29 protein-coding genes and 2 riboswitches are annotated in these 26,622 nt (G+C 68.3%); of the genes, 14 read left to right on the top strand and 15 right to left on the bottom strand.

Annotated elements, in window-relative coordinates:
- The first annotated feature begins 811 nt into the window (after positions 1–811).
- From VN378_RS04825 to VN378_RS04805, 5 genes are all read left to right on the top strand, one after another.
- A complete protein-coding gene (locus tag VN378_RS04825) occupies positions 812–1,174 on the top strand; it encodes an AtpZ/AtpI family protein (RefSeq protein WP_056619399.1) in 363 nt (120 codons plus the stop codon).
- A 7-nt stretch (positions 1,175–1,181) separates the two neighbouring features.
- Positions 1,182–1,961: a F0F1 ATP synthase subunit A gene (locus VN378_RS04820; RefSeq protein ID WP_325741502.1), complete on the top strand. Its 780-nt coding sequence runs from the start codon at positions 1,182–1,184 to the stop codon at positions 1,959–1,961.
- A 54-nt stretch (positions 1,962–2,015) separates the two neighbouring features.
- Positions 2,016–2,240: a F0F1 ATP synthase subunit C gene (locus VN378_RS04815; protein WP_056619394.1), complete on the top strand. Its 225-nt coding sequence runs from the start codon at positions 2,016–2,018 to the stop codon at positions 2,238–2,240.
- Positions 2,241–2,311: 71 nt separating this feature from the next.
- Positions 2,312–2,905, top strand: coding sequence for a hypothetical protein (locus VN378_RS04810; RefSeq protein ID WP_325741497.1), 594 nt, complete (start codon positions 2,312–2,314; stop codon positions 2,903–2,905).
- Positions 2,905–3,417, top strand: coding sequence for a F0F1 ATP synthase subunit B (locus VN378_RS04805; protein WP_325741495.1), 513 nt, complete (start codon positions 2,905–2,907; stop codon positions 3,415–3,417). Before VN378_RS04810 ends, VN378_RS04805 begins: the two co-directional genes overlap by 1 nt.
- A 57-nt stretch (positions 3,418–3,474) precedes the next feature.
- Here VN378_RS04805 and VN378_RS04800 read toward each other — a convergent pair whose 3' ends face one another.
- Positions 3,475–3,963, bottom strand: a complete 489-nt coding sequence (locus VN378_RS04800) for a DUF6789 family protein (RefSeq protein WP_325741493.1) — start codon at positions 3,961–3,963, stop codon at positions 3,475–3,477.
- Between the two features lie 156 nt (positions 3,964–4,119).
- On the opposite strand from VN378_RS04800, the gene VN378_RS04795 reads away from it, so the two are divergent.
- A complete protein-coding gene (locus tag VN378_RS04795; RefSeq protein ID WP_325741491.1) occupies positions 4,120–4,821 on the top strand; it encodes an FkbM family methyltransferase in 702 nt (233 codons plus the stop codon).
- A 6-nt stretch (positions 4,822–4,827) separates the two neighbouring features.
- Here the strand turns inward: VN378_RS04795 and gcvPB are convergent, their stop codons facing one another.
- The 7 genes from gcvPB to VN378_RS04760 form a co-directional block, all read right to left on the bottom strand.
- Complete coding sequence (gene gcvPB / locus VN378_RS04790; protein WP_325741489.1) at positions 4,828–6,399, bottom strand: aminomethyl-transferring glycine dehydrogenase subunit GcvPB; 1,572 nt, start codon at positions 6,397–6,399, stop codon at positions 4,828–4,830.
- 11 nt (positions 6,400–6,410) lie between these two features.
- The gene (gene gcvPA / locus VN378_RS04785) at positions 6,411–7,757 is read right to left on the bottom strand and encodes an aminomethyl-transferring glycine dehydrogenase subunit GcvPA (RefSeq protein WP_325741487.1); all 1,347 of its coding nucleotides are present in this window, start codon (positions 7,755–7,757) and stop codon (positions 6,411–6,413) included.
- Positions 7,758–7,877: 120 nt separating this feature from the next.
- On the bottom strand, positions 7,878–8,240 hold the full coding sequence (gcvH, locus tag VN378_RS04780) for a glycine cleavage system protein GcvH (protein ID WP_325741485.1): 363 nt from the start codon (positions 8,238–8,240) through the stop codon (positions 7,878–7,880).
- Positions 8,241–8,251: 11 nt separating this feature from the next.
- Positions 8,252–9,367 carry a glycine cleavage system aminomethyltransferase GcvT gene (gene gcvT, locus VN378_RS04775; protein ID WP_325741483.1) on the bottom strand — a complete coding sequence of 372 codons (1,116 nt, stop codon included), beginning with the start codon at positions 9,365–9,367 and terminating at the stop codon, positions 8,252–8,254.
- 56 nt (positions 9,368–9,423) lie between these two features.
- Positions 9,424–9,511: riboswitch (glycine riboswitch) on the bottom strand.
- 4 nt (positions 9,512–9,515) lie between these two features.
- A riboswitch (glycine riboswitch) is annotated at positions 9,516–9,613 on the bottom strand.
- Between the two features lie 58 nt (positions 9,614–9,671).
- Positions 9,672–9,983, bottom strand: a complete 312-nt coding sequence (locus VN378_RS04770) for a hypothetical protein (RefSeq protein ID WP_325741481.1) — start codon at positions 9,981–9,983, stop codon at positions 9,672–9,674.
- Positions 9,983–10,993 (bottom strand): adenosine deaminase, encoded by a 1,011-nt coding sequence (locus tag VN378_RS04765; RefSeq protein WP_325741479.1) that lies wholly within the window; start codon positions 10,991–10,993, stop codon positions 9,983–9,985. Before VN378_RS04765 ends, VN378_RS04770 begins: the two co-directional genes overlap by 1 nt.
- The gene (locus tag VN378_RS04760; protein ID WP_325741477.1) at positions 10,983–11,609 is read right to left on the bottom strand and encodes a TetR/AcrR family transcriptional regulator; all 627 of its coding nucleotides are present in this window, start codon (positions 11,607–11,609) and stop codon (positions 10,983–10,985) included. The genes VN378_RS04765 and VN378_RS04760 overlap by 11 nt, the downstream gene beginning before the upstream one ends.
- 103 nt (positions 11,610–11,712) lie before the next feature.
- Here VN378_RS04760 and VN378_RS04755 point away from each other — a divergent pair, with 103 nt between their 5' ends.
- Complete coding sequence (locus tag VN378_RS04755; protein ID WP_325741475.1) at positions 11,713–12,342, top strand: hypothetical protein; 630 nt, start codon at positions 11,713–11,715, stop codon at positions 12,340–12,342.
- Position 12,343: 1 nt separating this feature from the next.
- Here the strand turns inward: VN378_RS04755 and argS are convergent, their stop codons facing one another.
- Together argS and VN378_RS04745 are read right to left on the bottom strand one after the other, a co-directional pair.
- Entirely contained in the window at positions 12,344–14,146 is a 1,803-nt protein-coding gene (argS, locus tag VN378_RS04750; RefSeq protein WP_325741473.1) for an arginine--tRNA ligase, read from the bottom strand.
- Entirely contained in the window at positions 14,147–14,842 is a 696-nt protein-coding gene (locus VN378_RS04745) for a Tat pathway signal sequence domain protein (protein WP_325741471.1), read from the bottom strand.
- Between the two features lie 146 nt (positions 14,843–14,988).
- Here VN378_RS04745 and ispH point away from each other — a divergent pair, with 146 nt between their 5' ends.
- The 5 genes from ispH to VN378_RS04720 all read left to right on the top strand — a co-directional run bounded on the left by ispH (position 14,989) and on the right by VN378_RS04720 (position 19,723).
- Complete coding sequence (gene ispH / locus VN378_RS04740; RefSeq protein ID WP_325741470.1) at positions 14,989–15,960, top strand: 4-hydroxy-3-methylbut-2-enyl diphosphate reductase; 972 nt, start codon at positions 14,989–14,991, stop codon at positions 15,958–15,960.
- A gap of 81 nt (positions 15,961–16,041) precedes the next feature.
- Positions 16,042–16,959 (top strand): DUF4232 domain-containing protein, encoded by a 918-nt coding sequence (locus VN378_RS04735; protein ID WP_325741468.1) that lies wholly within the window; start codon positions 16,042–16,044, stop codon positions 16,957–16,959.
- 55 nt (positions 16,960–17,014) lie between these two features.
- Entirely contained in the window at positions 17,015–18,205 is a 1,191-nt protein-coding gene (locus VN378_RS04730) for a glycine C-acetyltransferase (protein ID WP_325741466.1), read from the top strand.
- An 11-nt stretch (positions 18,206–18,216) separates the two neighbouring features.
- A complete protein-coding gene (tdh, locus tag VN378_RS04725; protein WP_349255507.1) occupies positions 18,217–19,257 on the top strand; it encodes an L-threonine 3-dehydrogenase in 1,041 nt (346 codons plus the stop codon).
- A 10-nt stretch (positions 19,258–19,267) separates the two neighbouring features.
- The gene (locus tag VN378_RS04720) at positions 19,268–19,723 is read left to right on the top strand and encodes an opioid growth factor receptor-related protein (protein WP_325741462.1); all 456 of its coding nucleotides are present in this window, start codon (positions 19,268–19,270) and stop codon (positions 19,721–19,723) included.
- Between the two features lie 4 nt (positions 19,724–19,727).
- On the opposite strand, the gene VN378_RS04715 is transcribed toward VN378_RS04720, so the two are convergent.
- The 3 genes from VN378_RS04715 to VN378_RS04705 form a co-directional block, all read right to left on the bottom strand.
- Positions 19,728–20,120, bottom strand: a complete 393-nt coding sequence (locus VN378_RS04715) for a hypothetical protein (protein ID WP_325741460.1) — start codon at positions 20,118–20,120, stop codon at positions 19,728–19,730.
- A gap of 70 nt (positions 20,121–20,190) precedes the next feature.
- The gene (locus VN378_RS04710; RefSeq protein ID WP_325741458.1) at positions 20,191–21,195 is read right to left on the bottom strand and encodes a DNA topoisomerase IB; all 1,005 of its coding nucleotides are present in this window, start codon (positions 21,193–21,195) and stop codon (positions 20,191–20,193) included.
- Entirely contained in the window at positions 21,192–21,536 is a 345-nt protein-coding gene (locus tag VN378_RS04705) for a hypothetical protein (protein WP_325741456.1), read from the bottom strand. Before VN378_RS04705 ends, VN378_RS04710 begins: the two co-directional genes overlap by 4 nt.
- 95 nt (positions 21,537–21,631) lie before the next feature.
- Here VN378_RS04705 and rlmJ point away from each other — a divergent pair, with 95 nt between their 5' ends.
- A complete protein-coding gene (gene rlmJ, locus VN378_RS04700; RefSeq protein ID WP_325741454.1) occupies positions 21,632–22,459 on the top strand; it encodes a 23S rRNA (adenine(2030)-N(6))-methyltransferase RlmJ in 828 nt (275 codons plus the stop codon).
- Here rlmJ and VN378_RS04695 read toward each other — a convergent pair.
- Positions 22,456–22,758 (bottom strand): antibiotic biosynthesis monooxygenase family protein, encoded by a 303-nt coding sequence (locus VN378_RS04695; RefSeq protein WP_325741452.1) that lies wholly within the window; start codon positions 22,756–22,758, stop codon positions 22,456–22,458. The two genes, rlmJ and VN378_RS04695, sit on opposite strands and share 4 nt — an antisense overlap.
- A gap of 163 nt (positions 22,759–22,921) precedes the next feature.
- On the opposite strand from VN378_RS04695, the gene VN378_RS04690 reads away from it, so the two are divergent.
- Positions 22,922–25,423 (top strand): ATP-binding protein, encoded by a 2,502-nt coding sequence (locus tag VN378_RS04690; RefSeq protein ID WP_325741450.1) that lies wholly within the window; start codon positions 22,922–22,924, stop codon positions 25,421–25,423.
- 3 nt (positions 25,424–25,426) lie between these two features.
- On the opposite strand, the gene hemF is transcribed toward VN378_RS04690, so the two are convergent.
- Positions 25,427–26,329, bottom strand: a complete 903-nt coding sequence (gene hemF, locus VN378_RS04685; RefSeq protein WP_325741448.1) for an oxygen-dependent coproporphyrinogen oxidase — start codon at positions 26,327–26,329, stop codon at positions 25,427–25,429.
- Positions 26,330–26,622: the final 293 nt, after the last annotated feature.

Genomic DNA, 26,622 nt, shown 5'->3' with positions numbered 1-26,622 from the left:
CATCCCGTCGCGGGGGAGGGCGTCTGGCGCCAGGGCCATCGCGTGCGGCGGGGTGTGATCGTTGCGGGACGCCGCAGGTCGCCCTCGGGCGGCCGGTGGCGGAACCGGACCGCGCTGGGGGACGGGTTGCTCCCCCTTCCGGCGCGCGAAGGGACTGTCCTCCGGTTTGAAACGGAGGAGCCCGGGGGCCTGGCAGCCCCCGCCCGTCCGGGCTTAGTTTCGAAAGGGCCTAAATGGCGAGAGACCGGGGGCCGAAAACCGGCAACCCGGTTGGCCATGCGATGCCCGCCCCGAAGCGCTCGGAAGCCGCGATCACGCGGAGCGAAGGCGGCGAAGCCGAAAACACATTCCGGTCCCCGTAACGCGAAAGCAGGGGGCCACATCACGGTTCCGGGCATAGCCGCCCGCGCTCCGCGACCTCCCCAACCGCTTCTCCGGAAGCGGCGATGACGCACGCCTGCCTTCTCCCTCCCCGTTGGGGGAGGGTGGTCGCGAAGCGACCGGGTGGGGACGGCCGCACAGCCCCATCCGCCCGCATCCGCCCCATCGCGCCGCTCCCACCCTGTCGCCGCTGACGCGCCGACATCCCTCCCTCAAGCGGGAGGGAGAACGGGAGAGCGAAGACTCCTGCCCGGATTCCGGCCCATCCCCAGCGACCCTTCGCCACGCCCCCGAATTGATGAAACAAACATGCAGAAAATCAACATGCTACAGCACGTCTGCGCCGCCTTGACCTGCGGGGGTCTCGCCTATAGGTTCCGCGCCGAATTCAGACCCCCTCCGTCATCCGTGACGGAGTGCTGAGGCCGCCATGTCCCTGCCACCAGAATCGCGCGAAGAGGCGATCGCTCGTCTCAACAGGAGCGCATCTGATCTGGAGGCGCGCACCGCTCCGCCGCTCTCTCACGAGGCCGCGGGTCAGGCGGCGGCGGGACAGGCCTGGAAGATCATCGCCGACCTGTTCGGCGGCGTCTTTGTGGGCCTCGCGATCGGCTTCGGGGTCGACCATTTCGCCGGCACCTCGCCGGTGGGGATTATCGGCGGGGTCCTTCTGGGCTTCGCCATCTCGGTCTGGATGGCGTGGCGCACGGCGCAACGTCTGATGGCCGAGGCCAACAAGCACGGGGAGCCGAAGTCGGTTCCCTTCGATGACGACGAAGACCAGGGAGCCTGATCGCCAGATGGCCGATCCGCTACATCAGTTTCAGGTTACGCCGCTGCCGGGTCTCGACTTCGGCGAAGTGACGCTGCCGATCGTCGGCACGGTGCATCTGGCCTTCACCAATTCGCACCTGGCCATGACCATCGGCTTCCTGCTGGTGGTGGGCTTCCTGACGCTGGTCACCTCGAACGCCAAGGTCGTTCCGGGTCGGACCCAGGCCGTGGGCGAAACCCTGTTCGGCATGATCGACGGCCTGACCGAGTCCATCATCGGTCACGACGGCAAGAAGTATTTCCCGTTCGTCTTCACCATCTTCACCTTCATCCTCGGAATGAACCTGCTGGGCATGTTCCTCAGCTTCACCGCCACCTCCCAGCTCGCCGTGACGGCCACCTTCGGCCTGATCACCTTCGGCCTGGTGGTGATCGTCGGCCTGGTGAAGAACGGCGCGAACTTCCTCAAACTGTTCTGGCCGACCGGCGCGCCGCTGGTCATGCGGCCGATCGTGGGCCTGATCGAGTTCTTCTCGTTCCTGCTGCGCCCGCTCACCCTGACGCTTCGTCTGTTCGGCAACATGATGGGCGGCCACATCGCCCTGAAGGTCTTCGCCGGCTTCGTGGCCACGGCGGTCATCGGCGCCGCCGGCTGGTTCGGCGTGCTGATCTTCCCGCTCGCCCTGGGCATGACCATCGGCCTGACCGCGCTCGAGTTCCTCGTGGCCTTCCTTCAGGCCTTCGTTTTCGCTGTTCTGACCTGCATCTACCTCAACGATGTGGTCAACCTGGGCGACGGCCACTGAGCCGCGACCAGTTCGTTCCAACCCAACCAAACCCAGACCTACAGGACTAAGACCATGGATCCCCAAGCCGCTAAACTCATTGGCGCCGGCATCGCGATGTGCGGCATGATCGGCGCCGGCATCGGCGTCGGCAACATCTTCGGCCAGTTCCTGGCGGGCGCCCTGCGCAACCCGTCGGCCGCCGGCTCGCAAATCGGCAACCTGTTCGTGGGCGCGGCCCTGGCCGAAGCCCTCGGCATCCTGGCCTTCGTCATGGGCATCCTGATCTGGATCTCGTAACCGGCTTCGGCGGCGCGGACCCGGTCCGCGCCGCCGGCTGACGACCTTCCAGACTCACCTCCAGGCGACTGATGACCGTTCAAGCCCAACCCGTCATGCCCGAAGATGCGACCCCTCCGGTCGCGGTCGCGGACACGCACGCCACGACCGAAGCCGCTCACGGCGGCGAACACGAGTCTGGCGGCCTGCCCCAATTCGAGTTCCAGCACTGGTTCGGGCAGATCGTCTATCTGATCTTCCTGTTCGCGATCCTGTATTTCCTGATCGCCAGAATCTTCGCGCCGCGCATGCGCCGCGTGTTCGACGAGCGCGCCTCGACCATCTCGACGGCGGTGGAAACCGCCCGTCAGGTGCAGGCCGAGGCCGCCGGCCAGGCCGCCGAGGCCAAGCATGAGGTCGAGGCCGCCCGCGCCTCGTCGCGCGCCACGGCCGCCGCGGCCAAGGCCCGCGTGACCGAGGAGGCCGCCACCCGCGCCGCCGCCGAGGAAGCCGTGGTCAACGCCCGCATCGCCGAAGCCGAGACCGCTATCGGCAAGACCCGCGACGCCGCCATGACCAATGTCTCGACCATCGCGTCCGATACGGCCGCGGCCATCGTCGAACGTCTCACCGGCAAGGCGCCCACCGCCGCCGAAGCCGCTGCCGCCGTGAAGGGCGCCGCCTGATGGAATTCTTCAATCCGCACCTCTACGACCTGGCGAACCCGGAACTCTGGGTCGCCATCGGCCTGATCGCCTTCTTCGTGATCGTCGCCGTCGCCGGCGTGCCGAAGCTGGTCGCGGGCGTTCTCGACGCCAAGGCCGCCAAAATCCAGTCCGAGCTCGACGAGGCCGCCCGTCTGCGCGCCGAGGCCGAGGCCCTGCTGGCCCAGATCCGCGCCGAAAAGGCCGAGGCCGAGGCCCAGGCCGCCGATATGCTGAAAGCCGCCGAGGCCGACGCCCGCGTCATGGAGACCGAGGCCAGGGTCAAGCTGGAAGAGACCCTGAAGCGCCGCCAGGAACTGGCCGAGCGCCGCATCGCCCAGGCCGAGGCCCAGGCCACCGCCGAGGTGAAGGCCGCCGCCGCCGACCTCGCCGCCCGCGCCGCCGAACAGATCCTCGCCGCCCGTCTGGCCGGCCAGAAGTCCGACCCGCTGCTCGACGCGGCCATCGCCCAGATCGGCTCGCGCCTGAACTAGGGGCGGTCACGACCCGGAAGAAAACGCCCCGCCGGCTCCCGGCGGGGCGTTGTCGTGTCAGTGCGCCGGTGCGGCGCCCGGCATCGAGCCGACTCGCTTGTCCCGCTGGACGAGCCGTCCGTAGACGTTGCCGAGAACGATCCCGTAGACCGCATGGGTGGCGATCATCCAGGCGAAGGTGCCGAACCCGGCGCCCATGAAGAACAGGCCCACAGGCCGGCCTCCGACCATTCCCACCAGCGGCGCGATGGTCAGCCCCATCAGGATGAAGGCCCCGATGGCGAAGACGATGCCTTTGGATTCCGGCGTGTCCGTCGGCAGACGGGGGCACAGGACTCCGAAGGCGGGTCCCAGAACCAGGGTCCCGATGAAGAAGTGGGCCGCCCAGCCTATGGCGATCGTGTCGGGCATCTGCAGCATGACTGAAAGAAGTCTCGGGAAGCTGGCGGCCCAGGGCCCCAGCATCATGTTCGCGACCTCAAGCACCGAGACCGCAATCGTGGCCGCGAGACCGGCGACCACACCCTTCTGTACGCGTGACATCATGACCGTGGCGCCTCCCAACGCTTGTTGTGGCTCAGACTACGCAAGAGGAAGCATACGCCTGCTGGGAAGGACGGCGATCACATTGCCGTGCGCGAATCCCCTCGCCCCGCCCCTTGCATGGATGGCGGGCGGGGACCGGGGCTGTATAGTCGTCCGATGAAAGCGCGTTTCCTCTGGCGGGCCCACCGGGCGCGCCTGCTCGACCAGGCGGCCGAACTGGCCCTGATCCGCCGTCACACCCGGCCGGGAGACCTGGCCTGCGACGTGGGGGCCAACAAGGGCAGCTATCTCTACTGGATGGCCCGATGGGCGAGGCGCGTCGTCGCGTTCGAGCCGCAGCCGGGGCTGGCCTCGTATCTGGAGGCGATCTCGGCGGCCCTGCCGCTGCGCAATGTGACCATCGAACAGAAGGGCGTGTCGGACCATTCCGGCGTGCTCGAACTGTATATGCCCTCCATCAACTCGCCCGAGGCCAGTCTGGTCCCGATCGCCGGAGCGCAGACGGTGAAGGTCCCGGTCGTGGCGCTGGACGACTACTTCGACCCATCGGAGCGGTTGGCCGTGCTGAAGGTCGATGTCGAGGGCGCCGAGCTCGACGTGTTCCGGGGCGCCGACCGGATCCTCCGCCAGGACCGGCCCGTCCTGCTGTTCGAATGCGAGCAGCGGCATCTGAGAACCGGCTCGGTCTTCGACTGCTTCCGGCATCTGGAGGCGCGCGGCTACACCGGCCGGTTCATACAGGGAAAATCCCTGAAGCCGGTGTCGGAGTTCGATCTCGCGCTCCATCAGAACCAGACCGGCGAACGGTTCTGGCGCCACCCTGACTACAGCAACAACTTCCTGTTCGAACCCGTCTGAGCCGGCCTATTCGGCCGCGATGTTCGAACCTTCGGGCGCCGTCCAGCGCAGCACCGGCGACCGCGCGGCGCGGGTCTCGTCCAGACGTTTCAGCGGCGCATGGAACGGGGCGCCCTTGAAGCGGTCGACGTCGCCGGCCTTCGCCGCCGTCGCCAGGGCCCGCATCGCCTCGATGAAGCGGTCCAGCTCCTGCTTCGACTCCGTCTCGGTCGGCTCGATCAGCATGGCGCCGTGGACGACCAGCGGGAAATACATGGTCATCGGGTGGAAGCCCTCGTCGATCATCGCCTTGGCGAAGTCCAGCGTGGTCACGTCCGTGCCCTTCAGCCATTCGTCGTCGAACAGGGCCTCGTGCATGCAGGGCCCCTCGGGGAAGGCCGGGCTCATCAGGTCCGACAGCCGGGCCTTGATATAGTTGGCGTTCAGCACCGCATCCTCGGCGACCTGACGCAGGCCGTCCGAGCCGTGGCTCATCATGTAGCTGAGGGCCCGGGTGTACATCCCCATCTGGCCCTGGAAGGCGCACAGGCGACCAAAGGCTTGGGCCGCCTCGTCTTCCTCGCGCTCGACCAGGCGATAGCCGTTCTGGTCGTGTACGACCCACGGAGCCGGGGCGAAGGGAGCGAGGGCTTCCGACAGCACCACCGGACCCGCGCCCGGACCGCCGCCGCCGTGCGGCGTCGAGAAGGTCTTGTGCAGGTTGATGTGCATGGCGTCGACGCCGAGGTCGCCCGGCCGCACCCGGCCGACGATGGCGTTGAAATTGGCCCCGTCGCAGTAGAAATAGGCGCCCGCCTCGTGGGTCAGGCGGCTGATCTCGAGGATGTCGCGCTCGAACAGGCCGCAGGTGTTGGGATTGGTCACCATGATGGCGGCGACGTCGTCGCCCAGCTTGGCGGCCAGGTCGGCGACGTCCACGCGGCCGTCCTCGGTCTGGGCGACCTCGACAACGGTGTAGCCGACGAAGGCGGCGGTGGCCGGATTGGTGCCGTGGGCCGAGGTGGGGACCAGCACCTTGCGGCGCTTCTCATGCTGACCCGAGGCTTCGTGGGCGGCGCGGATGGCCATCAGGCCGCACAGTTCGCCATGGGCGCCCGCCTTGGGCGACAGGGCGACCGCGGGCATGCCGGTCAGCGTCTTCAGCCAGTGAGCCAGGGTGTCCATCAGCTCCAGCGCGCCCTGCACGGTCGACGTCGGCTGCAGCGGATGGATGTCCGAGAAGCCCGGCAGGCGGGCGATCTTCTCGTTGAGGCGCGGGTTGTGCTTCATCGTGCACGAACCCAGCGGATAGATGGCCAGGTCGATGGCGTGGTTCTTCTGCGACAGGCGCACATAGTGGCGCATCGTCTCGGGTTCGGAGAGGCCCGGCAGGCCGATCGGATCGCGCCGGACCAGATCGCCCAGGTCGGACCCGTCGGTCTTCGGCTCGGGCAGATCGACGCCGGTCTTGCCCCAGCCGTCACTCTCGAAGATCAGGTGCTCGTTCTGCAGCAGGCCGCGCCCGCCGGTCAGGGTGGCGGGCTTGCTCTCGACGCGGTTCGGAGTGGTCGGGCGGCCGACGGTGTTCATGGTGCTCATCGTTCCGCTCCTCAGTTCGCCAGAACCTTGGCGAGCGAACCCGCCAGGATCCTGATGTCCGCGTCCATGGTCATTTCCGTCGCCGCGACCAGCAGGACGTCGTCCATGCCTGCGCCGGGAGCGAGGCGGCTGTAGGGCACGCCGGCGAGGATGCGATGGGCGGCCAGCGCCTCGACCACCTCGGCTGCAGGCTTCGGCAGACGCACGGCGAACTCGTTGAAGAAGCGCGGGGTCAGCACCTCGACGCCGGGAATGGCCGCCAGGGCGTCGCGGGTCGCCAGCGCCTTCTCGTGGTTCAGCAGGGCCATCTTGCGCAGCCCCGTCTCGCCCAGCAGGCTCATGTGGATCGTGAAGGCCAGGGTGCACAGGCCCGAGTTGGTGCAGATGTTCGACGTCGCCTTGTCGCGGCGGATGTGCTGCTCGCGGGTCGACAGGGTCAGGACGAAGCCCCGCTCGCCGTCGGCGTCGACGGTCTCGCCGGTCAGGCGGCCGGGCATCTGACGGACCAGCTTTTCGCGGCAGGCGAACAGACCGACGTAGGGGCCGCCGTAGTTCAGGGCGTTGCCGATCGACTGACCCTCGGCGGCGACGATGTCGGCGCCCATCTCGCCGGGCGACTTCAGCAGGCCCATCGACACGGCCTCGGTGACCACGACGATCAGCAGGGCCCCGGCGGCGTGGGCGGCTTCGGCGATCTTCGTGACGTCGGTGGCGGTGCCGAACACGTTCGGGGTCTGGACGACGACGCAGGCGGTGTCCGGCCCGATCTGCGCGATCACGTCGGCTTCGGCGTCCACGGCGGCGGGCAGGACCTGGGTCTCGACGCCAACGGCGTGGACCACGGTCTCGGTCGCCCTGACGTAGTGCGGATGCACCCCGCCCGAGATCACCGCCTTGTTGCGGCGGGTCACGCGGGTGGCCATCAGCACGCCCTCGGCCATCGCCGTTGACCCATCGTAGAGGCTGGCGTTGGCCACCGGCATGCCGGTCAGGTTCGCGACCTGGGTCTGGAACTCGTACAGATACTGCAGCGTGCCCTGGGCGATCTCGGGCTGGTAGGGCGTGTAGCTGGTCAGGAACTCGGACCGCTGGATCACATGGTCCACCGTCGCCGGGACGTGGTGCTTGTAGGCCCCGGCCCCGCAGAAGAAGGGGACCGTTCCGGCCGACGCGTTTTTCGCCGCCATGGCCCCCAGCGCCCGCTCGACCTCCAGCTCGCCGGCGACGCGCGGCAGGTCGACGAAGCCCTCGCGGCGCGCCGCCTTGGGTACATCCACGAACAGGTCGTCGACAGATTTCGCCCCGATGGCCGCCAACATGGCGGAGCGGTCGTCGGGCGTGAGGGGGAGGTAGCGCATCTTTGGGTCCCTACACTCCGCTCATCCCGGCGAATGCCGGGACCCGGATGACAAGCGCCATCCTGTCGAGCAGAGAGTCCTGTGATCTGGGCCCCGGCATTCGCCGGGGTGAGCGGTGAATTAAAGCGTGGTCAGGTACTGGTCGTAGGCGGCGCGATCCATCAGGCCGTCGGTCGAGGCGTCCGCGACCGTGATCTTGGCGAACCAGCCTTCGCCTTCGGGATCGGCGTTGACCGTTTCCGGGGCGGAGGCGAGGGCGGCGTTGCCCTCGATCACCTCGCCCGAGACCGGAGCGTAGACATCCGAGGCCGCCTTGACGCTCTCGACGACGGCGAAGCTGTCGCCCTTCGAGACGGTCTTGCCCGCTTCCGGCGTCTCGACAAACACAACGTCGCCGAGGGCGTCAGCAGCATGCTTCGAGATTCCGACGGTGGCGACGTCGCCATCGAAGCGAACCCACTCGTGATCCTTGGTGAAATGCATCGGTCCGATCCTCAGGCTTTCGGTTTGCGATAGTAGCGTTGGGCGACGAAGGGCATGGCGACGACCTCGGCCGCGGCGGCCCTGCCGCGCACGATGACCTTAAGGTCGGTCCCCAGCTCGGCGAACTGCGGCGGGACATAGCCCATGGCGATGTTGCGGCCCAGCGTCGGCGACGGGCCGCCGGAGGTGACAACGCCGATGACGTTTCCGTTGGCGTCGGCGATCTCGGCGCCTTCACGGGCCGGGGCGCCTTCCTTGACGCTGAGGCCGACGCGAATGCGCGACGGGCCGTCGGCCAGCTCCTTCAGGATGCGAGCGGCTCCGTTGAAATCGGCGCGCTCCTTACGGGACTTCGACAGGGCGAAGGTGAGCGCGCCCTCGACCGGGCTGGTCGAGGCGTCGATGTCGTGGCCATGCAGCGGCAGGCCAGCCTCGAGGCGCAGGCTGTCGCGGGCGCCCAGGCCGATCGGCTTGACGCGGGCGTCCTGCAGCAGGGTGTTCCAGATGCGTTCGGCGTCCGCGTTCGGCACGGAGATCTCATAGCCGTCCTCGCCCGTGTAGCCCGAGCGGGAGACGAAGCAGTCGACCCCGAACAGCACCAGGCGGGCGCAGTCCATGAAGCCGAACTCGGCCAGCACCGGCTCATGGGCGGCCATGACCTCGGCGGCTTCGGGCCCCTGGATGGCGATCAGGGCGCGGTCGGACAGGACGCTCAGCTTGGCGTCGCCCTGCAGATTGGCGTCCAGGAAGGCGAAGTCGGCGTCCTTGTTGCCGGCGTTGACCACGACATAGAGACCGTCATGGTCGGGCTTGCCGGCCATCAGGTCGTCCAGGATTCCGCCCTCTGCGTTCAGCAGCAGGCTGTATTTCTGCCGACCCGCCTTCAGGGCCGCATAGTCGCCGGGCACGAAACGCTCGAACTGGGCCACGGCGTCCTCGCCGGTGATCTTGCACTGGCCCATGTGCGAGACGTCGAACAGGCCGGCGTGCTCGCGGGTCCAGCGATGCTCGGCCAACACGCCCTCGTACTGCACCGGCATATCATAGCCGCCGAAACCCACCATGCGGGCGCCGAGCGCGCGGTGGGCGGCGTTAAGGGGCGTGGTCTTGAGGGTTTCGTCGGTCATGTTCAGGCTTCCAGGGTCGCGTCTTGAGGCGGAAAGCTCCGCCGTCCTCGCGCCCCCGCTGTCCTGAAGCCTGAGAGATTCCGGCCCGTCAGAATCCTGACCGCCTTGCTCCGTCGGCGCGCTCCGAGGAGCGACTTTCCAGCGTCCGTATGTCCTCGCGGTCCGTTTGCCTGAGCGTTTCCGGGGCGGTTGCGCCTTCGGCTCCGGAGCCTCCGAAAAGGCTCCGATCTCTCCCGCGAGAGCGTCGCGACCTAGGCCCCGACTCCGGCGCGAAGTCAAGCGTGGACGGCGCGCGCCTTGGCTCTCAGTGGACCAGCCGGGCGGCGAAAGCGATCAGGAGCACGAGGCCCAAGGCGGGCAGGGCGGTCCTGAATGTCCAGACGCAGCCTGTGATGAAGCGACTGTCGTAGTCCCTGTGAAGATCGGAATAGAAGTTGCCGATCGGCGAGATGTCCCAATCCCGGCCCATCCGCCAGAACGCGGGCAGACCTTCCGGCCGAAGTCGCATCGACTTGAGATAGTCGGCCCAGAACTGGGCGCCATGCCATGCTGCGACCAGCACGAGGGCTACGGCAATGGCGGTCCACAGAGCGACGGTGTCGATCCAGTCCGTCATCAGCCAGCCGCCGCGTAGGCGTCGACCTCCGCCATCCGAGCCGCCTTGTCGGCCTCAGGCAGGAAAGAGCCCTCAAAGCTGTTGCGGGCCATGAGCGTGATCTGCTCACGGGTGAGGCCCACGGCGTCGGCCAACTGGCGATAGTTCTCGTTCACATAGCCGCCGAAATAGGCCGGGTCGTCCGAGTTCAGCGTCACATGCAGCCCCCGACGCAGCATCTCGGGCACGGGATGGTCCTTCAGGTCCCTGACCACGCAGAGTTTGAGGTTCGACAGCGGGCAGACGGTCAGCGTCATCCGCTCGTCGGCGAGCCGCTCGATCAGGCGTGGATCCTCCATCGACCGGTTGCCGTGATCCATCCGGTCGATGTGCAGAAGATCCAGCGCCTCCCAGACATAGGCCGGGGGGCCTTCCTCGCCGGCATGGGCGACGCGCTTCAGGCCCATGTGTCCGGCGCGCTCGAACACATGCCGGAATTTCGACGGCGGATGGCCGACCTCCGAAGAATCCAGTCCGACCCCTGCGATACGGTCCAGCCATGGCTCCGCCGCGTCGAGCGTCTCGATGGCGGCGGCCTCGTCGAGATGCCGCAGGAAACACAGGATCAGCTTCGAGCTGACCCCCAGTTCGGCCTCGGCCGTCTTCATGCCCGCCAGCAGGCCGTCTGCGGCTACGCGGAACGGCAGGCCGCGGTCGGTATGGGTCTGGGGATCGAAGAATATCTCGGCATGGCGGACATTGTCCGCCGCCGCCCGTTGGAAATAGGCGAGGGCCAGATCGTGGAAGTCCTGTTCCGTCCGCAGCACCTGGGCCCCGGCGTAGTAGATGTCGAGGAAGTCCTGCAGGTTCGAAAAATCGTAGGCCGCGCGCACGGCTTCGACGCTGTCGAACGGAATCGCGACCTGGTTTCGTCGGGCGAATTCGAACATCTGCTCGGGCTCGAGCGAACCCTCGATGTGCAGGTGGAGTTCGGCCTTGGGCAGGCCGGCGATATAGGCGTCAAGGGACATGGACGGGCTTCCGGTCGAACGGGACGGGCGACGGCGAAGCGGCTTCGAGAGCCTGGATGACGCCAGCCGCCAGTCGGCGATAGGCCACGATAAGAGTGTCCGGGCTGGTGCGGAAGTCGTTCTGCAGCCAGAGCCGCAATTGTCCAAGCAAGGCCCCGGCGAGGAAGGCGGAGGCCTGTCGGCGCTCCTCCGGAGCGAGCTCGGGCAGGGCGGCGGCCAGATTCGTCTCGGCGATCAGACGCAGGCTCCGCTCACCGGCGGCGAACATGACTTCCATGGATCGCGAGGGGCCGACACGGCGCGAGAAGGCGGCGTTGCCGGCGATGTGCCGGACCAGATGGCCGACCGGCAGGATATCGGTCACGCCTTCGCGGCGGGCCAGTTCGTCGCAGATGCCGATCATCCCGGCGAACGATCGTCCGAGGAAATCGTCACGGTCTTCGAAGTGGGCGTAAAATGTCGAGCGTCCGACGCCGGCCGTCCGGACCAGATCGCCGACCTTCACGTCGTCGATGTCCCGCGTCTGACCAAGCGAGATCAGCGCAAGGGCCAGTCGTCCGCGCGTCCGGACGACGCGCTGGTCGATCGGGCGTGGCTGGACGCTTTTTCCGGACATTCCCGACTCCCGTGTCCCGCATCGGCCGGACGGCGTCGGGGACCCGGTGGTTTTCGACCCGATCCGTGCCAACCACAAGCCACGCATCATCGGAGGAACGCACATGTCTGGAAACCCCAAGGCGGGCTCGACCGCCCTGATCCTCGGCTGGCTGGCCTACATCGGCCTGATGGCGGTGCATCCGACTCATCTCGGAGGGCCGTCTCTCGGCCATGTCGACCTCAATGACGCCGTGCACTGGACGGCGCTGCTGATCAGCCCGGTGCTGGCCAGCGGCTATGTGGGAATGGCGCGCCGCCTCGACCTGTCACGGCCGTTGCCGTTGCTAGGTCTGTGCTTCATGCTCTTCAGCCTTGTCGCAGGCATGGCCGCGGGAACCCTGAACGGACTGGTCATGCCCGAGGTGCTGCGCTCGACTGCGGAGCAGGAGACGAGCGCCGACAGTCTGGAGGCGCTGCGCCATCTGGTCTGGTGGACCAATCAGGGCTTCGCAGCGATCCACTATACGCTCGCCGCCATGGGCACGGGCCTGCTGGGTCTGGCGTGGATGCGTCAGCCGGGCGGACGGTTGCTGGGGATCGCTGGCGTCGCGGTGGCGACGGGTTTTCTCGTCTGGCTGGCGACCGGCCTGTGGCGGCCAGACGTTCACGGGGCCCTGGCCGTCGTGCTGGCGATAGGGGTCTGGACGATCAGCGCCGGCTTCGTCATGCGCCGGGGAGGGTCGGAGGCCTGACCTACATTCGCTCTGGCGTCTCGATGCCGAGAAGGCGGAGCGCGGTCTCCAGCTGATCCAGCGCCGCCTTCGACAGCGCCAGCCGCGAACTCCTCATCGCCTCGTCCGGTGCGATCAGCACCGGGCAGGCGGCGTAGAATTTCGAGAAGCTCTGCGCCAGCCGATAGGCGTGCTCGGCCACCACGTGCGGCATCCTCTTGTCGTAGGCCTCGGCGACCGCCTGCGAGAAGGCGTCCAGCGTCAGGGCCAGGTCGCGCTCGGCCGGCTCGGCGATGACGATTGGGCCCGGCGCCACGCCCTGGTCCGCGCCCTTGCGCAGCAGGGATTTGATCCGCACCGCCTGGTACAGCAGATACGGCCCGGTCTTGCCCTCGAAGCTCATGAAGCGGTCGAGGTCGAAGACGTAGCTGGTGGTCCGGCTGTTCGACAGGTCGGCGAATTTCAGGGCCGCGACCGCCACCTTGTGAGCGATGGTCTCGAACTCGGCTTCGCCCAGATTCTCGCCCAGGCGCGCTTCATGCAGCCGGTCGCGCGCCTTTTCCACGGCCATTGTGATCAGGTCGTGCAGCTTCAGGACGCCGCCCGCACGGGTCTTGAAGGGCTTGCCGTCCGGCCCGTTCATGGTTCCGAAGCCGAGGTGGTCCAGCGACCCCTCGGCTGCGTAGCCGGCCAGGTAAGCGGCGCGGAACACCTGTTCGAAATGCTCGGCCTGCCGCTCGTCGACGACATACAGGATCAGGTCGGGGTCGATAGCCTTGCGCCGGTCGAGGATCGTCGCAAGGTCGGTCGTGCCGTACATGGCCGAGCCTTCCGAACTGATGACCAGCAGCGGCGGCGGACTGGGGGCCTCTATGACCGAGCCGTCCGCCAGCTTCTTCTTGCGGGTCTCGCCGGGGCGGGCGACGTGGACCACCCGGGCCCCGGAATCCTCGACCAGCAGACCCTTCGCCTCCAGATGGGCGATCATCTCGGCCATCAGTGGGTCGGCGTCGCTTTCGCCGTTCCACAGGTCGAAGGTCACGCCGAGGGCGCCGAACTCGCGCTCCAACGCCGTACGGCTGACAGCGACGAAATGGGCCCACAGGGCGCGATAGCCCGGACGTCCGCCCTGCAACTCCGCCGTGGCCTTTCGGGCGCGGTCGCGGAAGCCCGTGTCTTCCCTGGCCATGGCGGCGGCCGCGGGATAGAGGCGTTCGAGATCCTCCAGCGTCACCGGACTCACGGTCGGGAACGGTCCGCCGCCCTCGGCCAGGAAGGCGTCCGCCTTGCCCTCATCGCCGACGGCGACGATGAGCAGGCCCATCTGGAAGCCCCAATCGCCGAAATGGGCGTCGCCCCAGACCGTGTCGCCCCGGAAGCGGAACAGCCGCTTCAGACTTTCGCCGATGATCGACGAGCGCAAATGGCCCACGTGCATCGGCTTGGCGACATTCGGCCCGGCGAAATCGATGACGACCTTCCGGGGCGCGGCGACCATCGAGGCGCCGGAATGGGCGATGTCGGCGGCGACCTCGGCGGTCCGGGCGGACAGGGCGCCGTCCGCCAGCTTCATATTGATGAAGCCTGGCCCCGCCACCTCGACCGAGGCCAGGCGCGGATCGTCGGCCAGCCGGTCGGCGACCCGGGCCGCCAGTTCGCGTGGATTGGCCTTCACCGCCTTGGCGGCGGCGAGGGCGCCATTGGACTGGAAATCCGCCAGGTCGGGTCGGTCGGAGGTCGTGACGCGACCCAGCGACGGGTCCACGCCTTCGGCGGCGAAGGCGGCCCCGACCGCTTCGCCCAGGACAGTTCTGAGGTCGGTCATTTACTGGGCCGGAGGAGGCGTGGTCGCCGGGGTGCCCGCGTTAACGCGGAACCGGCTGCCCGAGCGGTTGAACTCGGCCATCTGCGGCGTGACGTCGAATCCGACCAGGATCTCGAAATGGTCCCCGCTGGTCGTCGCGGTGGCGCGGGGAATGAAGATGGTCTGGTCCTGGGTGACCGTGGCGGTCTGGGCGCCTTCGAAATTTACCGGCAGGTCGAAATATTCCTTGGCCAGGATCGCCCGGTTCCGCTCGGTCACCGCGATCCAGTAGCGATAGGTGCGCGCGTCGCCCTGGGCCTGCGGTCCGCGGCCGAGGTTGAACAGGATGCGCGTCTGGACCGTGATCGGATCGTCCCCCTGGTAGGCGCAATCTGACACCAGGCCCTCGATCTCGCCTGTGAAGCCGACGTTCGAGGCCGAAACCCGGTCGCCGGTCAGTTCGACATAGCGGGCGGCGTCGTACAGCACCTTCACAAAGGGACAGGGACCGGCGGCGGCCCTGCGGCGCAGCGGCGCTATGCGGGGCGCGCGGGTCTGGCTTTCCTGTTCGCCCGCTTGCGGGTCGTCCTGCCCCGGACGGGTGGATTGCCCCGGACGGGTCTGCTGCCCGCCCGAATACTGGGCGCTGGCGGCCGTCGGAACGGCTGCGGCCGCGATCGCGGCGACGGCGAGGGAAACCTTGAGGACGCGACGCATGGAAAGTCTTCCGGAAACGAGGATGCGGCGACAGCCCGACGCCGGCGGCACGCTCGCCGCTGATAGCGGCTAAACCGAGGCGCGGCAAACCCGCGCGCGCGGAAACCACGGTGGCGGCGGGGTCCTTGAACGACTAGGTTCCGGCCATGACCGTTCGCGCACCCATCCACCCGGCCGACAAGCCCGCTCTGACCGTGCGTCTGGCCACGCCGCGGGGCTTCTGCGCCGGCGTCGATCGGGCCATCCAGATTGTCGAGCGGGCGATCGGGAAATACGGCGCGCCCGTCTATGTGCGCCACGAGATCGTTCACAACCGCCATGTCGTCGAGCGGCTCAAGGCCATGGGCGCGGTCTTCGTCAAGGAACTGGACGACTGCCCGGACGATCGTCCGGTGGTTTTCTCGGCTCACGGCGTGCCCAAGTCGGTGCCGGCGACGGCCCGGGCGCGCGAGATGCTGTATCTCGACGCCACCTGCCCGCTGGTCTCCAAGGTGCACGTCGAGGCCGAACGCCATCACGCTGCGGGCCGGCATATCATTCTGATCGGCCACGCCGGCCACCCCGAGGTCGTCGGCACCATGGGCCAGCTGCCGCCGGACGCCATCAGCCTGATCGAGACCGTGGCGGACGCCGAGGCCTTCCAGCGTCCCGGCGACGCGCCGCTGGCTTACGCCACACAGACGACCCTGTCGGTCGACGACACCAGCGAGATCCTGTCGGTGCTGAAGCGCCGCTTCCCGGAACTGCCCGATCCGCACAAGGAAGACATCTGCTACGCCACCACGAACCGCCAGGAGGCGGTCAAGCGGCTGGGTGCGGGCTGCGATCTGGTGCTGGTGGTCGGGTCCGCCAATTCGTCCAACTCCGTGCGGCTGGTCGAGGTGGCCATGCGGGCCGGGGCCCGGGACGCGCGTCTGGTCGATGACGCCGCCCAGGTCGACTGGTCATGGCTGGAAGGCGTCTCCACCCTGGGCATCACCGCCGGGGCCTCGGCTCCCGAGCGGCTGATTGAGGACCTGATCGACGCGGTGCGCGCCCGGTTCAACGCAGAGGTCGTCGAGGACGCCGGAGAACGCGAAACCGTCGCCTTCAAACTGCCCCGGCTGCTGACGGTCTGAGGGCCGCTTCCAGCGGTCTTGCGCAAGCGGAGCCTTTGCCGTTGGCTGGCGTTAACCGTCAGACCCATCCGTGGAGTTTCCATGCGCCGTCTTCGCACCGCCTGCACGATCGTCTCGACCCTGGCCTTGATCGCCGCCGCCGGCTGCAGCCCGGAGGCCGAGGCGCCGCCGACGGCTCCGGTGGAGCCGATTCCCGCGCCCGCCGGGCCCGTGGGGGCTCCGATCAGCTACGCCTGTGAAAGCGGCCAGTCTGTCAGCGTCGCCTATCCCGACACCGCCACGGCCCAGCTGACCTGGAAGGGCCAGACCTACGTGCTCCGTACCGTTCAGGCCGCCTCGGGCGCGCGCTTCACCGGCTCGGGCATGGAATGGCAGACCGCGACCGCGGCAGGGCAGGAGAGCGCGACCCTCAGCCGCCTCGGCCCCAATCAGGACGTCGGCGTCGCCGTGCTGGAGCGCTGCAGCCGGCCCTCTTCGGGCCCGGTCGCGCCGGGCCCGGTCGCCGCGCCCGACACCCTGCCCGGCGGGCCGTTGCCCCCCTCGGCGGTTCCCTGCAAGGGGCCGCAGTTGAAGCTGTCGGCGGACGGCGGTGACGCGGGCATGGGCCATCGGGTCACGATCGTCGGCGTGCAGAATGTCGGCGCCCAGGTCTGCAGCCTGACCGGCTATCCGACCGTGACGTTGCAGGACGCGCGCGGCCGCGCCCTGACGACCGTCCGCTCGGAACAGAATCCCGGCAGCTATCTGCGGGCGGGGCAGTCGCCCACGCCGGTCACGATCCAGCCGCAGGCCAAGGCCTTCTTCGATGTGGCCTGGACCGTGATCCCGAACGAGGCGCAGGGCGAGACGGTCTGTCCCACGGCGGCTCGCATCCGCGCCGTCGCGCCCGGCGACACCTCGCCAACGACCCTGGCCCAGACCTTTACCACCTGCGGAGGCCGGATTCAGATCAGTCCGTTCCGGGCCGTCGCCGAACCGGCCCCGACGCCCGGAGGGTGAGCCGCGCGTTCGGCGGGGGTTCAAACGGCAGGCAAAACGGCGTAGCGGAGCGCCCATGACAGCGACCTTCCATGACCGCGTGCGCGCGGAACTCGCCGACATCGACGCCCAGGGGCTGACCAAGCCCGAGCGGATCATCGCCTCCCGTCAGGGCCCGGTGATCAAGGTCGGCGGGCGCGACGTTCTGAATTTCTGCGCCAACAACTATCTCGGCCTCGCCGGAGACGAGCGGGTGACCCAGGCCGGCATCCGGGCGCAGGAAAAGTGGGGCGCGGGCACGGCCTCCGTCCGCTTCATCTGCGGCACCCTGGAGATCCACAAGGAGCTGGAACGCGCCGTCGCCGACTATCTCGGCTTCGAGGACACGATCCTGTTCGCCGCGGCGTTCGACGCCAACGGGGGAATCTTCGAGCCGTTGTTCGGGGCCGAGGACGCCATCGTCTCCGACAGCCTGAACCACGCCTCGATCATCGACGGCGTGCGGCTGTGCAAGGCGAAACGGTATCGGTTCGCCAATTCCGACATGGACGACCTCGAGACCCAGCTGAAACAGGCCCGGGCCGACGGCGCGCGCGAGATCGTCATCGCCACCGACGGCGCCTTCTCGATGGACGGTTATATCGCCAAGCTGAAGGACATCCGGGCGCTGGCTGACAGATACGACGCCCTGATCATGGTCGACGACTGCCACGCCACGGGCTTCCTCGGCCCGCAGGGGCGCGGCTCCTTTGCCCATCATGCGGTCGAGATCGACTTCCTCACCGGCACCTTCGGCAAGGCGCTGGGCGGGGCCATGGGCGGCTTCATCTGCGCCACCTCCGAGGTCGTGGCCCTGCTGAAGCAGCGGGCCCGGCCCTATCTGTTCTCCAACGCCCTGGCGCCAGCCGTGTGCGGCTCCAGCCTCGAGGCCATCCGCATCGCCGGCGGGGCCGAGGGCGACGCCCTGCGCAAACAGCTGTTCGCCAACGCGGTCCGCTATCGCGCGGCCATGACCGAGGCGGGCTTCAGCCTGCTTCCGGGCGAGCATCCGATCATTCCGGTCATGCTGGGCGACGCGAAACTGGCCCAGGACTTCGCCGCCCGCGCGCTTGAGCTCGGCGTCTATGTCATCGGCTTCAGCTTTCCGGTCGTGCCCCGGGGACAGGCGCGCATCCGCACCCAGATGTCGGCGGCGCACACCTTCGAACAGATTGATCAAACGGTCGCGGCGTTCACGACGGCCGGACGCGAATTGGGAGTCATCTGATGGCGGACACGATGAAGGCCCTGGCCAAGACCCGGCCCGAGATCGGCCTCGAGCTGATCGATGCCCCCATCCCCGTGGCCGGACCGGAGGACGTGTTGATCAAGGTGCATCGCACCGCCGTCTGCGGCACCGACATCCATATCTGGAACTGGGACGAGTGGTCCCGGAAGAACGTGCCCGTGCCCATGATCACCGGCCATGAATTCTCGGGCGAGATTGTCGCCATCGGCAAGGATGTCGACCGCCGCCTGAGGGTCGGCCAGCGCGTCTCGGCCGAGGGCCACGTCATCGACCTGAACTCCGAGGCCGCCCGGGCTGGCCATTTCCATCTCGATCCCGACACGCGGGGCATCGGCGTCAACCGCCAGGGCGCCTTCGCCGAGTACGTCGTGGCTCCGGCCTTCAACGTGATCGAACTGCCGGACGACGTCCCCTATGAGATCGGCTCGATCCTCGATCCGTTCGGCAACGCCGTGCACACGGCCCAGCAGTTCGACCTGCTGGGCGAGGATGTGCTGGTCACCGGCGCGGGTCCGATCGGCATGATGGCCGCCGCCGTCGCCCGCCACGCCGGCGCCCGGACCGTGGTCCTGACCGACATCAACGACTTCCGGCTTGAGCTGGCGCAGAAGGTCGCGCCGGGCGTCCGCACCGTGAACACGACGCGGGAAGACCTGCATGACGTCATGCATGAACTCGGCCTCAAGGTCGGCTTCGACGTGGCGCTGGAGATGTCAGGGTCGCCCATCGCCTTCAAACAGTGCGTCGACACCCTGATCATGGGCGGCGGCATGGCCATGCTGGGCATTCCGTCAAAGCCGATGGAGACCGACTGGGGCGCCATCATCCTCAAGGCGCTGACCATCAAGGGCGTCTACGGGCGCGAGATGTTCACGACCTGGCGCAAGATGCTGGGGCTGCTGAAGGCCGGCCTCGACCTGACCCCGCTGATCACCCACCGGATGAGTTACGAGCGTTTCGAGGAGGGCTTCGAAGCCATGCGTTCGGGCCAGTCCGGCAAGGTCGTGCTGAACTGGGACAAGGCGGCCTGAGGCCGAACCCATGTCCGCGCCCGGCGCCATAACGGCCTTTCTGGAAGGCGAAGGTCCGGACGCACGCGGCCGGACCTTGTTCGACGTCCTCGCTATGGATAACGCCGCGCTGGAGCGAAACCACGATTTCATCCAGTGGCTGTTCCCCTTGCGCGAGCCGTCCCGCGCCGTGCCGGACGCGCCCGTGCTGTCGGACGCCGAGGTCGTGGCCATCCAGGAGTCGGGAATGGCCCAGATCGCCCTCGCCGCCGCGACGGACCGGATGGACGCCTTCTATCGCGCCACCCACGACTGGCTGATGCCGAACGACCACAATCACCTTCGGATCACACGGATCATCCGGTCGCTGCGGCTGCTGGTCGGCGACGACGAGGCCGACGCCTTCAAGACAATCATCCTGTCGCGGGTCGAGGCGACGCGGGCCCCTGTGAGCGCCCGCAGCCGAGGCTACTGGATGACGGCCTGAGCCCTCAGGCGGCGGCCGTCCCGCCCTTCTTCAGCGTCGCCATGAAGACGATGATGACGAACAGAAGCATCGAAATCACCAGCATCACCTCCGAGGCGATCATGCCAGGCAGGAAGAAGGGCCTGCCAAGCAGCATCAGGGCCAGCGACGGCATCAGGATCAGGAAGCCGAACACCGACAGGACGAAATGAGCCTTCGGCAGCCACCCGCGCTCGGCGTCCGGGAACGACCGGTAGAACAGCCCGAACAGCATCATCGACGCGAAGCCGATCAGATTGATATGGGCGTGGACGGGTCTGAGAACGAAATTCTCGTTCGCGCCCATCCAGACGCCCAGCGTCATGCCGACCAGAGCCGACAGGACGCCGAGGCGCAGAAAATTATTCGAAACTGACATTGGCTGGATCCCTCCGATAAAGGGCGGCTTCATAAACCGCCGTTTTCCCCGAATCCTAGTTACAACACTGTCAGGTCAGTGTCTTGATCAGGGCCTTTTCGAACCCCGCCGTATCCGGCCCGGGCAGGACGGCCGCCATCTCGCCGGTTTCGAAGAGCTCGAACACTTTCGGATGCACGTAGGACGACCGGCACACCGTGGGGGTGTTGCCCAGCAGGCCGGCGACCGTCTTCACGCAGACCGTGATCCGGCGTCTGGCTTCGATCGGAGAGGCGGGCGGGTCCATCTCGCGCAGCGCCCGGGCGGCTGAGACCGTGCCGGCCCAGGTGCGGAAGTCCTTGGCCGAAAACTGCTCGCCCATGGCCTCGCGGATATAGGCGTTCACGTCGTCCGAGGTGAGAACGCACAGCTGACCGTCCGCGTCGCGGTATTTGAACAGCTGCTGGCCCGGCAGCTCGCGCAGGGAGCGGATGACCGTCGCGAGGCGGCGGTCCCGAACCTTCACCTCGTGCTCGACCCCGCTCTTGCCCCGGAAGGCGAAAGTCAGCGCGGTTCCGTCGACGTCGAGGTGGCGCTTGTTCAGGGTGGTGAGGCCATAGGAGCGGTTCTGCTTCGCATACTGGGCGTTGCCGACCCGGATGAGGGTGATCTCCAGCAGGCGCACGGCGGTGGCGAGCACCTTGTCCCGGGATGCCCCGCGTCGGCCCAGGTCCGCCTCGACGCGCTTGCGCAGTTTCGGCAGGGCCCGGGCGAAGGCCGGCAGGCGTTCGAACTTGGTTTCGGAAGCGTGGCTGCTCCAGCCTCCGTGATAGCGATACTGTTTGCGGCCCTTCACATCGCGCCCGGTGGCCTGGATGTGACCCGAGGCGCGCGGGCAGATCCAGACGTCGGTCCACGCCGGTGGAATGGCCAGGGCCCGGAGACGCGCCAGGGTCGACTCGTCACGGATCAGCTCGCCCCCGGGGTCGTGGTAGCTGAACCTCGTGCCCGAGGCGGTGCGTCGGATGCCCGGCTGTTCGTCGCTGCAGTATGTCAGGCCGCGCGGAATGCCGGCGGCGGGATCGGCGGCGGTCACACCCCGACCTCGCGCAGGGCCCGGCGCAGGCCTTCGATCCAGTCGCGGGCGTCGTCGCCGCCCCACAGCATCCAGGCGATGTAGCCGGTCGACGGCTTGTCGGCGTCGCCCCAGCGGCGAGCGCGCTTGTCCACCGCGTGGCGGGCGAAATAGCTGTACATCGACTTGATGTCCCGGTCGCTGACCAGCCGTCGTTCCATCAGCTGTTCGGCGCGACGCACGCCGACCTCGGTCCCGCCCCGGCCATGTTGCTCGCGCAGTTCCAGACCCTTGCAGGCGGCCTCGGCCACGGCCCTGGGCGGGGTGCGTTGGTGGTCGGACAGGACGGGATGATCGATCACTTCGTACTCCGGGTCGCGTCGCCGAACGACGGGCGGGCGTGGACGGTTCCCGTCAGCCCTTGACCCCGGCGGCGGGGCGGACGACGGAAGCCCCCATGAATTACCGCCACAGCTTTCACGCCGGAAATTTCGCCGACCTGGTCAAGCACGCCCTGCTGTTGTGGCTGCTCGAACGGGGACAGGCCGACGGCCCCCTGACCGTCATCGACACCCACGCCGGCGCGGGCCTCTATGACCTGACCGGCGACGCGGCCCGCTCGAAGGAGGCCGAGGCCGGCGTCGCCCGGCTGATGGCGGCCGAGGGGCGTCCGCCCCTGATCGAGGCGCTGGCCGCGGCCGTGGCGCGGCTGAACCCGCAGGGCGGAGCGGCCATCTATCCAGGTTCGCCCCTGCTGGTCGCCCAACTGCTGAGGGACGACGACCGCTATGTCGGGTTCGAACTGAACCCGCCGGTGCTGGATCTGTTGATCGAGGCGCTGGAGCCCTTTCCCGAGGCGGCGGCCGAGGGCGGGGACGGCTATGACCAGGCGCGCGCCTGGGCGGCCGAAGCGACGGGACCGCTGGTCCTCATCGACCCGCCGTTCGAAAAGCCCGACGACTATGTACGCGCGGCCGGGACCGGCGCCGCCATCGTCCGCGCAGACGCACGCGCTACGGTGGCGATATGGACGCCGCTGAAAGATCTGGAAACCTTCGACGGCTTCCTGCGCCGTCTGGAGCAGGCGGGCGCCCAGCGCGTGCTGGTGGCCGAGGCCCGGCTGCGTCCGCTGACCGACCCGATGCGGATGAACGGTTGCGCGGTGGTGATCCTGAACCCCCCCGCCGGGGCCGAGGCTGCGGCGCGCGAGATCTGCGGCTGGGTCGTGGAAACCCTGGGCGAGGCCGGGGCCAGGGCCGATGTCTGGTTCACCCAGGCCGGTTAGTCGAAGACTTCGCCCGCCTCGTACAGGTGGGGTTCGAACGTCGCGATGGCCATGATCGGCTCCATGGCGACATTGACCGCCGGCAGGCGGGTCATGGCCTTCCAGTCCTCGCGCGTTCGCCATACGGCGTGCACGGCTGCGACCTTGCCGGTCAGGCCCCGGTGGAGCGTGGCGGACAGGAACCCGTCCGCTTCGCGCTGGGCCCGGACCATGACGGTCAGCAGATCCATCAGCAGATCCATCTTCGAGGGGTCGCAGCGATAGACGTTGATCAGGACTACGGGTTCTTTGTCGGCCATGGCGGGCGTCTAGCGGATCGGGCGCGGCGAGTCTCCCAAGCCGTTCTGCGACCAGCCGGCGCGGGGGAATCGTCCGGACGGCGCGAATTCCGCGAGAATCGTCGTTCGCTAAACCTTGCTCAACACATGTTGTGCGACGAAGCGTGACACCGTCGGACCTCCAATGTCGCTTATTCGTGTCGTCGTCGCCTTTCTGGCCGCCGCTGTCGTTCTCGCCGGCGCGTCGGCTGTCATGGCACAACCGGCCGTTCCCGCAGCCCGGGACGCGCCGGACGACGCCCTGCGGCTGGCGCGCTTCGTCGAGGCGCGCGCAGGATCCACCGATTTCGCCGCTCTCGACCGATTTGGCGCGGCGGCGATGCGCCGGCCGGACCGGGAGGGTCTGAACCGGCTCTACCACGTCACCTGGACCATCCTGAACCAGGGCGACTTCGAGAAGGCGACCCTGTGGAACGACCGGCTGGCCGAAACGGCGCGCCGACGGGACGACGACAGATATGTCGATATCGCCCGGCTGAACGCCCTGGCGATCCGTTACGACAAGGGAGAAACCGGCGTCGTCGGCGAAATACAGGCGATATCCCGCGAAAGCCGCGACTGGTTTGTCCGGGCCCACGCCGCCCGTCTGGAGGCCCTCGCCCTGATCGACGAAGGCGAGGTCGGCAAGGGGCTGGAACTGCTGGCGCGGGCCCAGGCGGATATCCCGGAAAACGACGCCTTCGCCGCCACCGCCCACGCCGGAATCTGGGAGGTGACGGGCATGGGGCTGAAGGAGTTGAACGACGTCACGGGCGCCGCGGCGGCTTTCCGGAAGTTCGAGATCGACTATTCCAATCCCGCCTATCCACGGCCCGATTTCGACAGCCTCTACAACCTGACCATGATGGCGGTGAAGGTGGGCGACGGCGATCGGGCGGCCCGGTATTTCGCGGCCCATCACCGGCTGGCCCGGCGGGCGGGACTGACGACCCTGTCGGTCTATGACGCCAGCCTGTGCGCCACGGTCGCCCACGCCCGGGACGAGCCTCGCGCGGTCCTGGCCTGCCTGGAGTCGTACGGAGAGAGCCTCGGCGATGCGGCGTTCCTCGCCGCCGAGACCCTGCCGCTGCGCGCGATCGCCCGGGCCCGCACCGGACAGATCGCGGGAGCTCGCCGTGATGTGAACACGCTGCGCCGCCTCGAACTCGACACCGGAGTCCAGTCCGAGGTCGACCACGCCGAGGCCGAGGTGCTGTTCGCCGAAGGCCGCCCCGAGGAAGCCTTCCGCCTTCTCAGGGCGCACATGATCGCGAGCGAGACCGCCGCGGCGCGCAGCTACAGCGCCGGCATCCACCAGGTCACGGGCGATATGCAGCAGCAGCTGGCCGAGCGCCGGCGGCAGCTGGAGACGGCGCGCTCCAACACCAGCCTGCAACGCGCGGTCATCGGCATCGGCGTGATCTTCCTGCTGTTCGCCGCCGCCACCCTGGCGTGGCAGTCCCGGCAGGCCGAACGGCTGCGTCAGGCCCAGCGCCGTGCGGAAGGGGCGAACCTGGCCAAGAGCGAATTCCTCGCCAATATGAGCCACGAGATCCGCACGCCGCTGAACGGCGTGGTGTCGATGGCGGACACCCTGGCGCGCCGCGACCTGCAGCCGCAGGAGCACGAGATGGTCGAACTGATCCGCTCGTCCGGCGCGACGCTCGAACGGCTGCTGTCCGACATCCTCGACAGCGCCAAGATCGAGTCGGGGCAGCTGACGTTCGAGCCGGCGGCGTTCGATCTGGAGCAGTCGGTCAACGATGTCGCCGCCCTGTGGCGGGTCAGGGCGGAGGACCAGGGCGTCGCCCTGGAGGTCGAGTTCGATCCTGCGCTGGCGGGCCTGGTCGAGGGCGACGCGGTGCGGCTGAGGCAGGTGCTGACGAACCTGGTCAGCAATGCGCTGAAATTCACCCCGACGGGATCGGTACGGCTTTCGGTGACGGCGATGGAGGGCGACCGGGCCCAGTTCCGGGTCACGGACACGGGCGTCGGGTTCCAGCCCGACCAGAAGGGGCGCATCTTCCGCCGTTTCCAGCAGGCCGACGGCTCGATCACGCGACGGTACGGCGGCACCGGCCTGGGCCTGACCATCTCGAACGCCCTGGTCGAGCTGATGGGCGGCGGCGCGCTGGATTGCGACAGCGCGCCGGGCGAAGGGTCGGCCTTCTGGTTCGATATTCCGATGCCGCGCGCCGGCCAGGCCGCGAGCGAGGCGGAGCCGTCGGCGGCGGCGGACATCGCCACGGCGCCCCTGCGCATCCTGCTGGCCGACGATCATCCGGCCAACCGCAAGGTGGTGGAGATCATGCTGGCGGCCACGGCGATGGAACTGGTGGCGGTCGAAGACGGGCGGCAGGCGGTCGAGGCTTTCGCGGGCGGCGGGTTCGACCTGGTGCTGATGGACATGCAGATGCCGGTCATGGACGGGCTGACCGCGACGCGTGAAATCCGCGCCATGGAGGCCGCGCGCAAGCTGAAGCGGACGCCGATCGTGATGCTGACCGCCAACGCCATGGCCGAACACGTCGCCTCGGGCCAGGCCGCGGGAGCCGACGGCCATCTGACCAAGCCCGTCACCCTGGTCAGCCTGTTCGACGCCATCTCGGCGGCGCTGGACGGCGAGGGGCGGCGCAGGGCGGCCTGACCGTCAGGGCCACTTCACCACGGGCGGCATCGAACTGAGGATGGAGTCGACATTGCCGCCGGTCCTGAGCCCGAACATCGTGCCCCGGTCATAGAGCAGGTTGAACTCGACATACCGGCCGCGCCGGACCAGTTGCTCCTCGCGTTCCCCGCCCGTCCAGGGTTCGGTCATCCTCGTTCGCACGATCCGGGAATAGACGTCGAGGAAGGCCTCGCCCACGTCACGGGTGAAGGCGAAGTCGCGGCCCCAGTCGCCGCTGTCGTGATGATCGTAGAAGATCCCGCCCGTGCCGCGTGGTTCGTTGCGGTGGGGCAGCCAGAAATACTCGTCGCACCACTGTTTGAAACGCGCGTGCCAGGAACCGTCCCCGGCCGGATCGTGGGCGTCGCAGGCGGCCTTCATGGCGGCGTGGAAGGCGAGCGTATCCGGGGCGTCCGGGCGGCGGTCGACGTCCAGCACGGGCGTCAGGTCGGCCCCGCCTCCGAACCAGCTCTGCGTCGTGGCGATGAAGCGGGTGTTCATATGCACCGCCGGGACGCGCGGGCTGACCGGGTGGGCGATCAGGCTGACGCCGGTGGCGAAGAAGCGGGGATCCCCGGCCGCGCCGGGCACGGTCCTGGCGTAGTCGGCCGGGAAGGTCCCATGGACGGTCGAGACGTGGACGCCGACCTTTTCGAACAGCCGGCCGTGCATCATGCCCATGACCCCGCCGCCGCCCTCGGGCCCGTCTTCCGTTTTTCTGGCCCAGGGGGTGCGGACGAAGCGGCCGGGCTCGCCGGGAAAGAGGTCGGCGGGGGCCGCGTCCTCCAGCGCCTCGAAGCCGGCGTGGATTCGGTCGCGCAGGGTTTCGAACCAGGCGCGGGTCTCGGCCTTGCGTTGATCCAGCGAAGGGTCGGCGTCGGTCATGCGGGCTCCTGTACCGGGTCTGGTCCCGGCGGAGAAGACAGAGCTTCTCCCTCCCGCTTGAGGGAGGGATGTCGGCGCGTCAGCGACGACAGGGTGGGAGCGGCGCGATGGGGCGGATGCGGGCGGATGGGGCTGTGCGGCCGTCCCCACCCGGTCGCTTCGCGACCACCCTCCCCCAAAGGGGAGGGAGAGGGCAGGCGTGCGTCATCGTCTTGCCGGCGTCGCCGCCGGAAAGGTGGGGAGGTGGCGGAGCGCGGGCGGCTATGCCCGGAACCGTGATGTGGCCCCCTGCT

It is taken from the genome of Brevundimonas sp. (assembly GCF_035561115.1).
Lineage (GTDB): Bacteria > Pseudomonadota > Alphaproteobacteria > Caulobacterales > Caulobacteraceae > Brevundimonas.
The sequence above is the reverse complement of the archived record's forward strand: the minus strand, read 5'-3'. Positions and strand labels throughout refer to the sequence as shown.